5 protein-coding genes are annotated in these 17,357 nt (G+C 48.6%); all 5 read left to right on the top strand.

Annotated features, from left to right (window positions below; translation table 11 throughout):
• Positions 1–2: 2 nt before the first annotated feature.
• Positions 3–10,793 carry a non-ribosomal peptide synthetase gene (locus tag M1D67_RS11205; RefSeq protein ID WP_479831829.1) on the top strand — a complete coding sequence of 3,597 codons (10,791 nt, stop codon included), beginning with the start codon at positions 3–5 and terminating at the stop codon, positions 10,791–10,793.
• A 17-nt stretch (positions 10,794–10,810) separates the two neighbouring features.
• The gene (locus tag M1D67_RS11200; RefSeq protein ID WP_479831828.1) at positions 10,811–14,614 is read left to right on the top strand and encodes a non-ribosomal peptide synthetase; all 3,804 of its coding nucleotides are present in this window, start codon (positions 10,811–10,813) and stop codon (positions 14,612–14,614) included.
• A 238-nt stretch (positions 14,615–14,852) separates the two neighbouring features.
• Complete coding sequence (locus M1D67_RS11195; protein ID WP_224067060.1) at positions 14,853–16,193, top strand: acetyl-CoA carboxylase biotin carboxylase subunit; 1,341 nt, start codon at positions 14,853–14,855, stop codon at positions 16,191–16,193.
• A gap of 17 nt (positions 16,194–16,210) precedes the next feature.
• The gene (locus M1D67_RS11190; protein WP_003182452.1) at positions 16,211–16,423 is read left to right on the top strand and encodes an acetyl-CoA carboxylase biotin carboxyl carrier protein subunit; all 213 of its coding nucleotides are present in this window, start codon (positions 16,211–16,213) and stop codon (positions 16,421–16,423) included.
• 17 nt (positions 16,424–16,440) lie between these two features.
• Complete coding sequence (locus M1D67_RS11185) at positions 16,441–17,352, top strand: hydroxymethylglutaryl-CoA lyase (RefSeq protein WP_020451696.1); 912 nt, start codon at positions 16,441–16,443, stop codon at positions 17,350–17,352.
• Positions 17,353–17,357: the final 5 nt, after the last annotated feature.

Genomic DNA, 17,357 nt, shown 5'->3' with positions numbered 1-17,357 from the left:
ATATGACAAAAAAACACGAGATTCAGGATATTTATCCGCTTTCTTATATGCAGGAAGGCATGCTATTTCACACCCTTCTTAACAAGGACACACAGGCATACGTCGAACAAGCCTCATTTTCAATGACAGGAAAGGTTGACACAGACATTTTTCAGAAAAGCATCACTGCTCTGTGCGCCCGGCACGATATTTTCAGAACGATTTTTATCAGTCAAAATGTATCCGTTCCGCAGCAGGTCGTCTTAAAAGAACGGACGATCACCGTTGAAGAAAAAGATCTGACTCATTTGGATCGATCCGGCCAGCTTAGATTGATCGATGACGTCAAAAAAACAGACAGAGCCAAAGGATTTCATTTGCAAAAAGATGGATTGATGCGCGTCATTCTTTTTAAAACAGGGGAACGCGAATTTACATGCATATGGAGCTTCCATCACATCATTATGGACGGCTGGTGCCTCGGGATTGTCCTGAAGGAGTTTTTCCATATATACGCTTCCCATTTGCACCAAACACCATTAAAGCTTGAGCCTGCTGTGCCTTACGGGAGCTATATTCAATGGCTGATGGAGCAGGACAAAGAAGCCGCCGCCCGGTACTGGGAGGGTTATCTTGAAGGATATGACCAACAGAGCCGGCTGCCGCAGCAAAAAAAAGCGGGCGCCAAAAGCAGACAAGAAGAAGTCACATTTTCCCTTTCTAAAACAGTTACGGATAAGCTGAAAGAGCTGGCCGCAAAGGAAGAAGTCACATTGAGCACCATTTTTCACACGCTTTGGGGAATGTTGCTGCAAGCTTATAACCAGACGGATGATGCGGTTTTCGGTTCGGTTATTTCCGGCAGGCCGGCTGAAATTGCAGGGATAGAGCGGATGATCGGCCTTTTCATTAATACGGTACCGGTGCGTGTTACCGGTACAAAAGTGCCTTTTGTGAAACTGATTAAACAAGTGCAAAAAGATGCGCTCAATGGGCAGCCGTACAGCTACCACCCGCTCTATGAGATACAGGCGGAATCCGCCGTCAAACAAGGCTTAATCGACCATATTCTTGTTTTTGAAAATTATCCTGTTGAAAAAGAAATCGCACTGCTGAACAGTGGACAAGATGCAGAGGATCTGTTTCGCATTCATGATTTCAACATGGAAGACGAGACCAACTACAGCTTTTATCTCATGGTAGCACCAGGTGAAAACATTCATCTCAAAATGAGATTTGATTCCGGCATTCATGAACGTTCTTTCATCGAAAGCGTCAAAGGCCATTTGCAGCATATCATCGCACAAGTGCTGGAAAATCCGAATTTGACCCCGGAGGAATTGACGATCACAACACAGCAGGAACAAAAAGACCTGCTCAGCACGTTGAAAATAGAGACTAAACAGCGTGAATATAAAACGATCCAGTCGATGTTCGAACGTCAGGCGGCACAATCCCCTGATGAAAATGCAATTCACTATGAAGGGCAGTCGATCACTTATAAAGAGCTGAATGAAATGGCCAACAAACTTGCACGCCTTCTCCGAAAACGGGGTGTCAAACGCCAGGAGCCGGTCGCGATCATGGTCGAACGTTCTCCCGCATTAGCGGCGGGAGTACTCGGCATTTTAAAAGCGGGCGCGGCATTTGTTCCGATTGACCTGAGCCATCCTGCCGAACGCATTCGCTATTGCATAGAAAACAGCGGCTGTCAGCACATTGTATCACAGCATCATGTGGCGGCTTTAGCAAAGTCAGCCACAACAAAACGATCTGTGACATTCATAGAAGAAGCAGATGCGGAAAGCGACGGAAGCAATGTCGAGACGGTAAACACTGCGGAAGATTTGCTTTACATCATGTATACATCTGGAACAACGGGGAAGCCGAAGGGTGTTTTATTTGAACATCGAAATATGGCCAATTTGCTTCATGACCAATTTGAAAACTCACGTATTGATTTCAAAACAAATGTGCTCCAGTATGCATCTTGTGCGTTTGACGTCTGCTATCAAGAATTGTTTACAACTTTGCTTAGCGGCGGCACGCTTTGCATCGCGCCTGAATCAATCAAGCGCGACCCAGCTCAGTTGTTTTTGTTGATCAATACACAGCGAACAGAAGTCGTCTTTTTCCCGACGGCTTTTGTGAAGATGCTTTTTAATGAGGAACACTATGCGAACCACTTTCCAAACTGTGTGAAGCATGTCATCACTGCGGGGGAGCAATTGACGGTCTCGCATATTTTTAAGGCATTGCTCAAGCGGCACGGCATACACTTGCATAATCATTACGGCCCGGCGGAAACCCATGTCGTCTCGACATGCACCATTCATCCTGAGGGCGACATCCCGGATTCTCCGCCGATCGGAAAACCGATCAGCCATAACGCCATGTATATCCTTGACAAATACAAACGACTTCAGCCCTGCGGTGTAGCAGGAGAGCTTTATATATCAGGCGCGAGCGTCGGGAGAGGATATGTCAATAATCCAATCTTGACAAAACAGAAATTTTTGCCCGATCCATTCAGAGCGGGAGCCGTCATGTATCGAACAGGAGATATAGCAAGGCTTCGTGCAGACGGACAAATGGACTATATCGGCCGGACGGATGATCAAGTGAAAATCAGGGGCTACCGGGTCGAACCTAAGGAAATAGAGGTGACATTGGCAAATCATCCTGCTGTTAAGGAAGCGGTTGTCCTGGTTCAAAAAGACAGTGAAGGGGAACATGAATTGTGCGCATACTACAGCACACGGAAACCGATCGACCCTTCTGCATTGCGTCATGATTTGGCCGACGCCATCCCTGACTACATGATGCCAGTAAAATGGACTGCTGTGCCAGCGATTCCGCTTACCGTAAATGGAAAAGTCGATAAAAGCGCCCTCCCAGAACCGACATCATCCGCATCGCATCAGTCATACGCCGCACCTCGCAATTTGAACGAGCTCAGGCTTTCACAGCTTTGGGAAGGTCTACTGAAAAGGGGACCGGTCGGCATCCGCGACAACTTTTTTGAACTGGGCGGCCATTCTTTAAAAGCAACATCGCTCATCTCTCGCATCGCCAAAGAATGGAACGTTCAGATTCCGTTAAGTGATGTCTTTGCCCATCCGACCGTAGAAGGGTTGGCAGCAGTCATCAGTGAAGCGGAAGAAAACCCGTTTGCTTCGATTCAGCAAATAGAGAAGAAGGAGACAAATCCGGTTTCTTCCGCACAAAAACGGATGTATGTTCTGCACCAGCTTGATGGCGGAGGAGTCAGCTACAACATTCCGGCCGTTTTGGAGCTGACAGGCGAGCTCGATCAACAGAGGGTGGAAGCTGTATTTCGCGAACTGATCCGCCGGCATGAACCCCTTAGGACATCATTCGAAGCAGGAGACGACGGCGAGCCGGTGCAGCGGATTCATGAAAAGGTGCCGTTTGCTTTTTCAAACGAATCTTCATCTGAATCATTTATCCGGCCGTTTGATCTTGGAAAGGCTCCGCTTTTCAGGGCGGGCTTAGCGACCATTGAAAAAGGACGATATCTGCTTTTAGTGGACATGCACCATATTATTTCAGACGGTGTCTCCATCCAATTGCTCATGCAGGAATTCAGCGAGCTGTATAAAGGACTTGAACTGGCTCCGTTGCGCATTCAATACAAAGACTATGCAGCATGGCAAGAAACATTCAAAACAAGCGACATATACAAACGGCAAGAATCGTATTGGCTCAAACAACTGGCCGGTGAGCTGCCAGTGCTCGAATTGCCGACGGACAAACCGCGGCCCCCGGCAAAAAGCTTTGCAGGTGACCGGGTTACGTTCGAGATCAGTCAGGATCTTACATCACGTTTACAACAGCTCGCAGGAGAAAACAGATGCACACTGTATATGACGCTTCTTGGGATATACACCGTTTTATTATCACGGCTAAGCGGGCAGGAAGAGATCATTGTCGGTTCGCCGATCGCGGGCAGACCGCATGCTGACCTGGAATCCGTGCTCGGAATGTTTGTGAACACATTGGCTTTTCGAACACGTCCGGTGAGCGGAATATCTTTCAAACAATATTTACAGGACATTCGAGAAACAGCGCTAGAAGCCTATGAACACCAGGACTATCCGTTAGAGGAGCTGGTTGACCGCCTCGGCGTTCAGCGGGAGATGAGCCGAAATCCGCTCTTTGATACAACGTTTGCACTGCAAAATATGGAGCGGCAACAATTGTCGATGGAGGGGCTTGAGTTTCGGCAGAAAGATATCAGCCACCCGATTTCTAAATTCGACCTGTCACTGTACATGGCCGAAAGCGGCGGACAAATATATTGTCAGTTTGAATACAGTACAGATTTGTTTGAACGGAAAACGATTCAAAAATGGGCCGATTTTTTTAAAACGTTGGCTAAAAACGCTGCACAGCATCCGGAGCTGGAACTGGACCATTTGTCAATCCTTTCGAAAAAGGAAGAAAGCGCACTTCTGCAAAACCTCAGCCCGATGCAAAAAATGGATTTCCCACTGGATCAGCCGCTTCATCATCAGCTCGAGCAGCAGGCAGAAAAGACGCCTGATCGTCCGGCCGTTTTGGCGGATGGCGTCTCCATCTCCTACAGAGAACTGAATGAACGGGCCAATCAAATTGCATGGAAGCTAATTGGCCTCGGTATTCAACAGGAAGATGTGATTGCCGTGATGGGGAGACGTTCACCAGATATGCTGATTGGAATTTATGGCATTTTAAAAGCGGGAGCTGCTTACGTGCCGATCGACCCTGACTATCCTGAAGAACGAATCCGTTTTTTAATGAAGGACAGCGGCGCAAAGACCTTGCTTGCAGAATCTAATCCATCGATGTTTGAGGGAACCATTTTGCCGCTAGATGGCGGGCGCGAGAATCACGGAGAAGCGGCAGTCAATCCGAATCTCCCGGTACCGCCCGATGCCTTGGCCTATATCATCTATACATCTGGCTCAACGGGACGCCCAAAAGGCGTCATGGTGGAACACAGGTCCGCGGTCAATTTTTTATACTCACTGCAAACCCGCTACTCACTTAACGACTCGGACATCATTCTGCATAAAACGTCTTACTCGTTTGATGCTTCAATATGGGAGCTGTTCTGGTGGCCATTCGCCGGGGCTTCTGTTTATCTGCTTCCTCAAGGAGGGGAAAAAGATCCTGAAATCATCTTAAAAGCGCTGGAGGAAAAGGAAGTTACAGCCGCCCATTTTGTCCCTTCTATGCTTCACTCATTCTTGGAATATATGAATCAAAGAAAAAAACCGGCCGACATCAGACATTTAAAAAGAGTCTTTGCAGGCGGCGAGCAGCTGGGGGCGCACCTCGTCTCCCGTTTTCATGAGCTTCTGCCGAGGGTGGAATTGACAAATTCCTACGGACCGACGGAAGCGACGGTAGAAGCGGCATACTTTGATGTCCCTAAAAGGAAAACACTTGACCATGTCCCGATCGGCCGATCAGGACACAATATGAGACTCTATATTTTAAATAAAAAACGGCAGCTTCTCCCGTTCGGCTGTCGAGGGGAACTGTATATCGCAGGCGCGGGCGTCGCAAGGGGCTACTTGAACCGTCCGGAGCTGACAGAAGAACGGTTTCTCGATGACCCCTTTTATTCAGGGGAACGCATGTATCAAACGGGCGATCTGGCGAGATGGCTCCCGGACGGCACCGTTGAATGGCTGGGCCGCATGGACGGTCAAGTGAAAATCCGCGGCTACCGGATCGAACCGGGGGAAGTCGAAGCGGTGCTTCGCCAGATCGACGGCGTGCGGGAAGCGGCGGTTATCGCCCGGACAGAAGGGGAGGAAACCGAGCTTTGCGCCTATATTGAAGGTCAGGACCAACAGACTGTAAGGACAGAGCTGCGCAAACGCCTGCCGGCCTATATGATGCCTTCAGCCTTCATCGAGATGCGTGAGTGGCCTGTCACTCCGAGCGGAAAGCTTGACCGCAAGGCGCTGCCCGCTCCCGACAGAGCGCCTGAACGACGCGCTTACACCGCGCCGCAAACCATCACGGAAATGAAGCTCGCCAAGCTTTGGGAAGAGGTGCTGAAATACGGCCCTGCCGGCATTCGCGACCACTTTTTCGAACAAGGCGGCCACTCGCTGAAAGCGACAGCGCTCGTCTCCCGCATCGCCAAAGCGTTTGGCGTGCAGGTGCCGCTGAAGGAGATTTTCGCCAAGCCGACACTGGAAGAGCTCGCAGCCGTGATTCAGGAATTGGATGAAAGCCCGCATGCGGCGATTGAACCGGCGGACAAACAGGACACCTATCCGGTGTCCTCGGCGCAAAAGCGGATGTATGTGCTTCAGCAGCTGGAAGACGGCGGTGTCGGCTACAATATGCCGGCGGCGCTTAAGCTGACAGGACCGCTCGACCGCGCCCGGCTTGATGAAGTATTCAGGCAGCTGATCCGCCGCCACGAATCGCTCAGGACGTCGTTTGAAACCGGGGCAGACGGCGAGCCTGTTCAACGCATTCATGATGATGTCCCGTTTCAGCTGATGGAATTGGCCGCGGCTGAAGACTTTGTCCGTCCGTTCCGGCTTCAAGAAGCGCCGCTTTTCCGCGCCGCTCTTGTGAAGGAGGCGGAGGAGAGCCACCTGTTGTTGGTGGACATGCATCACATCATTTCCGACGGGGTGTCTGTCGGCACCTTAATCCGCGAATTCAGCGAGCTGTACGCCAACCGGATGCTTGCCCCGCTGCGGATTCAATATAAAGACTACGCCGTCTGGCAACAGGCATTCAAACAAGGGGAGGCGTACAACAGACAGGAAGCCTATTGGCTGAAGCAGCTCGACGGAGAGCTGCCGGTGCTGGAGCTTCCGGCCGACAACGCCCGCCCGGCGGTGCGAAGCTTTGCGGGTGATACAGTGTCCCGCACGCTTGATGCGAAAACAACAGCCGGCCTATACAAGATCACCCGCGACAACGGTTGCACCCTGTATATGGTTCTTCTCGCCGCGTACAGCACGCTTCTTGCCCGTCTCAGCGGACAGGAGGATATCATCATCGGTTCACCGAGCGCCGGAAGGCCGCACAAAGACTTAGAACCTGTCATCGGCATGTTTGTCAACACATTGGCGATCAGAACGCAGCCGGCAGAAAACAAATGTTTCAGCGATTTCTTAAAGGAGGTCCGCGAAACGGCGCTTGAGGCGTTCGAACATCAGGATTATCCGTTTGAGGAGCTTGTCGACAGGCTTGATGTCGTCCGTGATATGAGCCGCAATCCGTTGTTTGACGCTATGCTTGTCGTACAAAATATGGATCGCCAAGAGCTTTTCCTGGATGGACTGCATATTCAGCCTGCCGATATGCCTCAGACTGGGGCGAAGTTTGATCTGACGCTGCAAGTTTCAGAAGGGGATGAACGCATACACTTTCGGTTTGAATATGCATCATCTTTATTTAAACAAGATACGATCGAACGCTGGGCATCACATTTCACGACAATGCTTCAGCACATTGTCCACGCACCGCAGACAGCGTTGCCTGCCATCAGCATGCTGACAGCTAAAGAACAACAGCTGCTGATGACAAACTTTAACAGGATGCCGGAACAACACGGCCCTAACATAACCGTTCACGAATTATTCGCCCGTCAGGCGGCAAAATCGCCGAGTGCAACTGCACTCATCACTCGGGAAGGGGTGCTCACTTATCAAGAATTAGACGAATGGTCCAACAAAATAGCGAGAACATTGCAAAATCAAGGGATTGGTCCGGATCTCACTGTAGGTATTATGATTCCTAAATCAACAGGCTTGATCGCAGCCGTTCTCGGAACCTGGAAAGCAGGGGGCGCCTATGTCCCAATTGATCTTGGATATCCGGACGAGCGCAAACAATATGTATTAGCCGACAGCGGAGCTAAACTGCTGATCACCGATAAAAAAACAATTCATCAAGTACCTGATGGTTTTAAAGGCGAAGTGCTTCTGATTGAAGATGTACAGGAACAGGACACCTCACCTATTCTAACTGCTTCCGGGCCTGATCATTTGGCCTATATCATTTATACATCAGGTACGACGGGCAAGCCAAAAGGCGTCATGGTGGAACACAGAGGAGTCGCTTATACAGTTCAGTGGCGCAGTGCTTTTTATGAATTTCATGATCATGATATCGCGCTTCAGCTTTCCTCATTTTCTTTTGACGCATTTGTCACAAGTATGTTTGCGCCGCTTATATCAGGAGTGCAGACCGTTATCCCGGCTGAGGAAGAAGCGAAAGACATTCTCGCTATTAAACAATATCTAGCCGATTACGGCATTACGCATATGAATCTCGTTCCGATTCTATACCGGACACTGCTTGACGTATTGCAGCCGGAAGATGTACAAACACTGCGACTTGTCACATTAGGAGGCGAAGCGATTGAACCGAATTTGCTGGAGCGCAGTTTCTCGCTCCGCCCTGACATAGAAATTTCCAATGAATACGGGCCGACAGAGAGCAGCATCACGGCCACTGCGGCCAGAAGATTGAAACGAGAAGAAAACATCACGATCGGCCGGCCGATCGGCTATACAAATGTTTATATTTTAAAAGGAGATCACTTGCAGCCTATTGGTGTCACCGGAGAACTTTGCATTACAGGACCGGGGCTTGCAAGAGGATATATCAATCTTCCTGAGCAAACGGCAAAATCTTTCGTTCAAGATCCGTTCCATCCAGATCAGCGCATGTATCGGACGGGGGATTTGGCGAAATGGCTGCCGGACGGCACATTGCAGTATGTCGGCAGGATGGATGAACAAGTCAAAATCAGAGGTTACCGAATCGAGATAAAAGAAGTGGAAGCGGCACTCTCCGGCCTTGCCGTAGTAAAAGAAGCGGCAGTGGTGGATTCTGTTACCGCAGCAGGTCATAAGGAACTGTGCGCTTATATTGTTGTTGAAGACGGCGCAGATTGCGGCATGGTGCGCAAAGCTTTGGCCAAAAAAGTGCCGTCTTACATGGTACCGGCGTTTTTCCAAACGCTTGATGCATTGCCTACCATGCCAAACGGGAAGCTGAATAAGCCCGCACTGGCAAAGATCCCGCACAAGGGAGAGACTAGGCAAACATTTACGGCTCCGGCCACTGATATTGAAAAAGAATTGGCTGCCATCTGGCGCGGGGTGCTCGGTGTGGACAAGATCGGAATTGATGAATCATTTTTTGAGCTTGGCGGAGATTCCATTAAGGCATTGCAAGTCTCCGCGAGATTGCATCAATCAGGAAAGCAATTGGCCGTAAAAGATATCTTCAGCCATCCGACAATCCAAGAATTGGCGCCATATGTCCGTTTATCACAACAACCGATCAGCCAAGCATCTGTAGAAGGCGAGATGACATGGTCACCGGTGCAAAAATGGTTCCTGTCTCAAGATATAAAAGAAGCCCACCATTTTAATCAGTCGGTTATGCTGCATCGGTCAAATCCGTTAGATGAAGATGCATTGAGGAAAACGCTAAAAGCGATAACCGTCCATCACGATGCACTCAGGCTCATATGCGTCAAAGATGAACAAGGGAACTTGCGCCTGTACAATCGTCCAGCGAACATCGGAGAGGACCAGCTTTACAACTTGCGAATCTTCAATCTGGCCGGCGAACCAAAAGATCATGAACACATTATCAAACACCAAGTTCGTGAGCTGCAAAAAGCAATGGACTTGGAAAACGGGCCGCTGGTGCAAGTCGGGCTTTTCCGCTCAAGCGAAGGAGATGACCTGTTTCTTGCTATCCATCACTTGGCCGTCGACGGCATATCATGGCGGATTATCCTGGAAGACTTGGCATCCGTCTATGAGCAGGCGATTCGCGGAGATGACATAGCACTCCCGCCAAAAACCGCATCATTCCAGACATATACCGAGCAATTAGCCAAGTATGCAGAAAGCCGGCGGTTATTACAGCAAGCAGACTATTGGCGCGCCATCGAACAACATGAAACAGTTGCACTGCCAAAAGATCAGACACATATCGACAAAACCGCTTTGAAAAAACGTAACACCGTATCATTTACTTTAGCTCAACAAGAAACAGACGCGATTCTAAAAGATGTGCACAATGCTTACAATACGGATACCCAAGACCTGCTATTGGCGTCAGCGGTACTCGCTATATGGCAATGGGTGCCGCAAAAGGCGCTAAAAATCGCGCTTGAAGGGCATGGCCGTCAATCTGAGGCGGCATATCACGATATCAGCCGAACCGTAGGGTGGTTTACTTCCATATATCCAGTATTGCTTCAACTTGAACCCAATACATGGGATGACCATCATGAAGAATATATGATCCGCGCATTAAAAATAACAAAAGACACGTTAAGGCGGATACCTGATAAAGGATTTGGATACGGTGTTCTCAAATATATGACACCGCCTGAAAAAGCAAAGATCAAATTCGGCAAAGCACCTGATATCACCTTTAACTATTTAGGACAATTTGAAATCGGAAACCGTGCGCAAACCGAAACAGAACAGCTTGATGCATTTACATTTTCTCCTTTGGGGGGCGGCGAGGATATCACCGGCACTTGGAAGCGTGAACAGTCGCTGGATATCAGCGCACTCGTAGCCGAAGGCAAACTGACCGTTAACATGACATATGAAACAGGGCGTTTTCAAAAAGAAACCATCGAGCGGCTTTCCCAAGATTGTCAGTACTATCTCAGAAAGCTGATGAACCATTGCCTCGGCAAAACTGAAACAGAGAAGACCGTCAGCGACTTTGATGATCGCGAGCTGACCGAGGAAGCTTTTAAAAATATAACCGACTTACTCGGATTTCATTAAACGAGCGGAGGGAAACAATGGATCATACACAAAAAATCCAAAACATTTATCCTTTAAGCCACATGCAGGAAGGAATGCTTTTTCATTCTTTCCTGCAAGACGAAGGAACCGCATATATTGAACAGTCCGTCTTCACAATAAGGGGTCAGCTCCATTTAGACTGGTTTCAACAAAGTGTCCAATCGATCATTGACCGCCACGATATTTTCAGAACGGTTTTTTTGCCTCATGTTGCCGGGCTGAAAGAACCGCGCCAGGTCGTTTTACGCGATCGATCCTTTCAGTTGCATGCTGAAGACTTGACCGAAATGCCGGAGACCGATCAAACCGCATATATCAGCCAGTTTAAAGAGCGGGATCGGCAGAAAGGCTTCAATCTGCAAAAAGATATGCTGATGCGTATTTCTCTGTTCAAAACGGCGCCGGAACAACACGTATGTGTATGGAGCCATCACCACATCTTAATGGACGGCTGGTGTCTCGGGATCGTGCTCCAAGAATTTATGCAGTTGTACGAAGCCATCTATACGGGTGAATCTGTGCCTTTAGATCCTGTTCAGCCATACAGCGCATATATTTCCTGGTTGTATGATCAGGACAAAGACAAAGCCAAGGAATATTGGAAGAACTACTTGACAGACTTCAATGCGCCAACAGGTCTTCCGAAAGTGTCTGCAAAACCTGCTGAAAAGGGATATCGGCAGAAAGAGCTGATGTTTTCATTAGACCGAAAGTTGACAGCCAGACTCAAAACAATCGCCAAACAGCATGGAGCCACACTCGCCACTCTCATACAAACCGTGTGGGGCTTAATGCTTCAGCGCTATAACCGGACAGATGATGTCGTGTTCGGCTCTGTCGTTTCCGGCCGTCCTTCCGTGATTCCGGGCGTTGAGAAGATCATCGGTTTATTTATCAATACTGTGCCGGTGCGAATCAAGACCGAGAGCGAAAATGAAACCTTTTCAGAGCTGCTTCGCCGCTCCCAAAAAGAAAGGCTCGCTCAAGACATGTTCAACTTTTATCCATTGGCTGACATTCAGTCGCATATCGCTTTCAAACAGCATGCTATTGACCATATTTTCGTTTTTGAAAACTACCCTTTGCAGCAAATGCAAGACTCGGCAAACCGCGCTGAATCACCGCTTCAGATCGAAAATGTAAAAGTGTCGGAGCAATCAGGCTACAACTTCAACCTCATGATTGCCCCGGATGATGAACTTGTCATCAAGTTCATCTACAATGCAAACGTTTATGATGAATCATGGATTGACTGTGTGAGGGGCCACCTGCTGGAAGCCTTGCGAAGAGTGGCGGAGGACACCGATATCCCCGCCTCCAGGCTGCCGATGATCGCGCCTGACGAAAAAGCCCGGATCATCGGGGCATTCAACGATACAAAAACGGATTACGATACGAACAAAACAATCACTGACTTGTTTTCCAATCAAGTAGAGAAAACGCCGGATCATATCGCACTACATGCCGGCGGCTTGACGATGACATACCGGGAGCTGGATCAAACATCCACTGCATGGGCCCGCATCTTCCAAGAACAAGGCTTAAAGAAAAACGGAATTGCCGGCATTTTAGCAGAGCATTCACCTGAATTCATCATCGGAGTTCTTGCCGTTTTGAAAGCAGGCGGCGCCTATCTCCCGCTCGATGCCGAACTGCCGCCTGAACGGATCAGCTGCATGCTGAAAGAAAGCGGGGCGGACGTATTGGCCGTTCAGAAAGGACTCAAGACGGACATTGATTTTCCGAAAAAAGTGTTGATATCCAAGGAAGCGCAATTGGCACCTGTCAGCGCTATCAACATAAATACGCGTCCGGATGATCTGGCTTATATCATGTATACATCAGGTTCGACAGGCAAACCAAAGGGCGTAATGATTTCGCACCGCAATGTCGTATCACTGATCTCAAACAGCAATTACACATCAGCCGATACAAATGACCGATTGATCTTAACCGGTTCACTCGGCTTTGACGCCATCACATTTGAAATATTCGGAGCGCTCCTGAAAGGAGCATCTCTTCATGTTATTGACCGCTCGACGATGTTGACTCCTGCCCGTTTTGGCAGCTATTTGCTTCACCATGATATCACAGTGCTGTTTTTAACAACGGCTCTCTTTAACCAGCTGGCACAAGCCCAGCCGGACATGTTTTCAGGGCTCTCCACTTTATATGTCGGCGGGGAAGCTTTGACGCCTGCACTGATGAATACGGTCAGACATCGGTGCCCAAACCTGAAGCTTTATAACATATATGGTCCGACGGAAAATACAACATTCTCTACATTTTATGAAGTCAAGCAAGATTTTTCACAAGCGATTCCCATCGGAAAACCGATCAGCAATTCAAATGCCTTTATTGTTGACGAAAGCGGTCAGCTCGCGCCGATCGGCGTTCCCGGCGAACTTTGCGTCGGCGGCGATGGGGTTGCAAAAGGATATTTGCACAGACCTGATTTGACGAGTCAAGCATTTGTAGAGCATCCGTTTCAACCAGGGGAAAAAATGTACAAAACCGGCGATCTGGCGCGCTGGCTGCCAGACGGCAACTTAGAATATATCAGCCGGATGGACCGGCAAATCAAAATTCGCGGCAAACGAACTGAACCGGCTGAAATAGAAGCGCGGCTCATCGAGATTGAAGGCGTTCAAGAAGCCGCTGTCATCATTGAAGAAAAAAACGAAGAAGCATTCCTTATCGCATATTATGTAAGCGATGATCAAACAGAGGAAAAAACGATCCGTTCATTACTATCAAGGCAGCTTCCCGACTATATGATTCCTCATGATTGGGTTAAACTGGACCGCATGCCTCTTTCGGCAAACGGCAAAATCGACCGCCGCGCGCTGCCTGCACCTGATCAAAAAACGGCTTTGAAACAGATTGTGCCGCCAAGAAACTGGGTCGAAAAAGAACTGATTGACATATGGAGACCTATCCTTGGCGTGAAGGAGCTCGGTATTGAAGATGACTTTTTCGAACTTGGCGGTCATTCGCTAAAGGCTCTTCAAGTCATTCACCAGCTGAAAAACAGCCAGGGGATCGATATTCCGATTGAATTATTATTCGAGAATCCAACAATCGAACAATTGGCCGAAAAGCTGTTTTCACATGAGCTGCGCGCCTCGGCCGTACAGCATGTCAGCAGACTGAATCCGCCGACCGGAGTGAACCTTTTCTGCTTTCCTCCCATTTCGGGCTTCGGGATATTTTATAAAGATCTCGCTGCCAAGCTAAACGGCAAAGCGACTGTGTACGGATTTAACTTTATTGAAGAAGACAGCCGTATGGAACAATACGTGAACAACATCATCCAAAAACAGCCTCGGGGTCCTTATATCCTGCTGGGATATTCAGCGGGAGGCAACACGGCATTTGAGACTGTCAAAGAAATGGAAAACCGTGGTTTGGAGGTCAGCGATCTCATTATTGTCGATGCATATCAAAAGAAACAAGCATTGCCGCCACAGCCAAGCAGCACCTCGGCAGAACATGTTCCCGCTCACCTCAGGGAAGCAGTCATCAAAAAGACGGCAAACTATCAAAAATATTGGGCACAATTAATCAATGGCGGCCAAATCAACGCAAACATCCACTTTATTGAAGCCGGCATTCAGACGGATCAAATTGACAGATTCATATTGCAAAAATGGGCCGACGCCACAACAAGAAACTATCAAGAGTATAAAGGAGCCGGACCGCATCAGGATATGTTCGAAACTGCCTTTCTGTCAAAAAACGCCGAGATCATTCAACATATCCTCACAAACAGCGGAAAACATGCAGAGCATTCTCGGTAAAAGCCGTCCAAACACCAACAGGCCCGAGCCAAAACATTGAGAGTTCTAAAGCGATTTCTTAAGCTTTAGGACTTTTTTCTTTCAAATCATCATAAGCTGTAAAGAACAGACAAGACCCGTCTGAACCTATGGCAGGAAACAGGATAAGCTACTTCACTTTCGAATTCGCACAATAAATAAATGAAGGCGCTTTCAAATTCTATTTCAGACACTTTTGAATATGAAAGGGGGCATTTTTTTGCTTCAAAAATTGCTTATCGCCAATCGTGGCGAAATCGCACTTCGGATCATCCGAACTTGTAAACGGCTCGGTATTCAGACAGCTGCCGTCTACTCTGAAGCGGATGCTGAGTCCCTGCACGTTAAAGCTGCAGATGAAGCCTGGCTGATCGGCAAACCGCGGGTCAGTGAAAGCTATTTAAATATCGAAAAAATCATCGAAACTGCTAAAAAAGCGGGGGTCTGTGCCATCCACCCGGGATACGGCCTGCTTTCCGAGAACAGCCGTTTTGCCGAAAGATGCCTGCAGGAAAATATCACGTTTATCGGTCCGCCGTCCGATGTGATCGCCAAAATGGGGAGCAAAATTGAAGCAAGGCTAGCGATGGAACAAGCCGGGATTCCCGTCGTTCCCGGCGTGACAAAAAGCTTGGCCGGTCTGAATGAAGCCAAGGCTCTTGCCGAATCCATCGGCTATCCCGTGATGCTCAAGGCTTCTTTTGGAGGCGGAGGCATCGGAATGCAGCTGATTCGCAATGAAGGCGAATTAGCAAAAGCATATGAAGGCAGCCAAAAACGAGCCGCCGATTTTTTCGGAGACGGGGCTATGTACATCGAGAAATATATCGAAGATGCAAGACATATCGAGATTCAGATTTTAACAGACGAATACGGAAATGCCGTCTATCTTTGGGAACGGGACTGTTCGATTCAGAGACGCCAGCAAAAAATCATCGAAGAAGCACCTGCTCCGTTATTCGATGAAAACATGCGCGCGAAGCTCGGTGAAGCGGCCGTGAAAGCCGCGCTGTCGATCGGCTATGCCAACGCCGGGACAATCGAGTTTTTAGTAGACAGCAAGAATCATTTTTATTTTCTCGAGATGAATACCCGCCTGCAGGTCGAACACCCGGTGACAGAGGAAATTACAGGGCTCGACATTGTCGAAGAACAGCTCAATATCGCAGCAGGCAAAGCGCTTCCGTATAAGCAGAAAGACATTCGGCGTGACGGACATGCGATCGAAGTCAGAATCTGTGCCGAAGATCCGAAAACATTTCTCCCTTCGCCGGGACGGATCACTGACCTTAAGCTGCCTGAGCACCCGAATGTCCGTCATGAATGCGCAGCAGCCCCAGGTATGAACATCACACCGTATTACGACCCGATGATCGCCAAGATGATCGTCAAAGGAAATAGCAGAGATGAAGCCATCCGGACATTGGCCGAAGCGCTCTCACAATATCAAGTGAAAGGCATTAAGACAAATATTCCGTTGCTTGAAGACATCGTACGTTCTGACGAATTCCGAAAAGGCGGGGTCCAAACCGATTTTATCAGTCGTTATCAGTCAAAATGAAATTAAGGAGGCGTGCCATGAATACTGTTGTCACCAATATGGCGGGAAACGTGTGGAAAATATTAGTGAAAGCAGGAGACAAAATCGAAAAAGGGCAGGAAGTCGCCATTTTAGAATCGATGAAAATGGAGATTCCGATTGTCGCCGAAACGGCCGGCACCGTCAAAACCGTCAGAAAAAACGAAGGTGATTTTGCCGATGAAGGAGATGTCTTATTGGAGCTTCAATAAGGTCTGGAGGATGGCAAATGAATGTACCGAAGAAAATTTTCATTAAAGAAGTCGGGCCGCGCGACGGTCTGCAAAATGAAGAAACCGCACTCTCGACAGCCGATAAAATAACCTGGATCGACATGCTTTCCCAAACAGGGCTTTCATATATCGAAATCACTTCATTCGTTCATCCTAAATGGATTCCTGCACTGTCTGATGCCCTTGACGTCGCCAAAGGCATTAACCGGAAGCCGGGCGTCACCTACGCAGCCCTCATTCCGAACCGAAAAGGGCTGGAACGGGCTCTCGAAGGAGGGATCGATGAAGCTTCTGTTTTTATGTCGGCAAGCGAGACACACAACCGGAAAAATATTAACAAATCGATCGGCGAAACGCTTCCAGTCTTGCAGGAAGTCACCGGGACAGCAAAACAAGCAGGCCTCACCACCAGAGCCTACCTGTCCACCGTATTTGGCTGTCCTTATGAACATCATGTGCCATTAGAACAAATCATACGCCTCTGTGATGCGTTGTTCGACATGGGCATCGACGAACTTTCTCTCGGAGATACAATCGGCGCAGCGAATCCCGTGCAAGTTCAAAAGGTGCTTGACGTACTTTTAAAACGCTTTCCGAAAGAGAGTTTCGCCCTTCATTTTCATGATACGAGAGGGATGGCGCTCGCCAACATGATCACAGCGATGGATATGGGAATCACCGTATTTGACGCATCATGCGGCGGGCTGGGCGGCTGTCCTTATGCCCCTGGAGCCACGGGAAATGCGGCAACTGATGATTTGATTTACATGTGTGCCCAGATGGGCATCGAAACCGGAGTTGATCTCAGCAAGCTGCTTTCAGCTGCCAAATGGATCGAAGACAAAACCGGGAGAGAGCTACCAAGCCGAAATTTGCAGGCGGCGAAATCAAAGAATTGCTTTTCATAGATTGA

This window comes from Bacillus sp. PK6-025 (assembly GCF_056530265.1).
This window is presented reverse-complemented; position numbering and strand designations above follow the sequence as displayed.

Excerpts from the sequence above, each read along its gene's own strand:
- M1D67_RS11205 (WP_479831829.1), top strand. The coding sequence starts at position 3 with ATGACAAAAAAACACGAGATTCAGGATATTTATCCGCTTTCTTATATG.
- M1D67_RS11200 (WP_479831828.1), top strand. The coding sequence starts at position 10,811 with ATGGATCATACACAAAAAATCCAAAACATTTATCCTTTAAGCCACATG.
- M1D67_RS11190 (WP_003182452.1), top strand. The coding sequence starts at position 16,211 with ATGAATACTGTTGTCACCAATATGGCGGGAAACGTGTGGAAAATATTA.
- M1D67_RS11185 (WP_020451696.1), top strand. The coding sequence starts at position 16,441 with ATGAATGTACCGAAGAAAATTTTCATTAAAGAAGTCGGGCCGCGCGAC.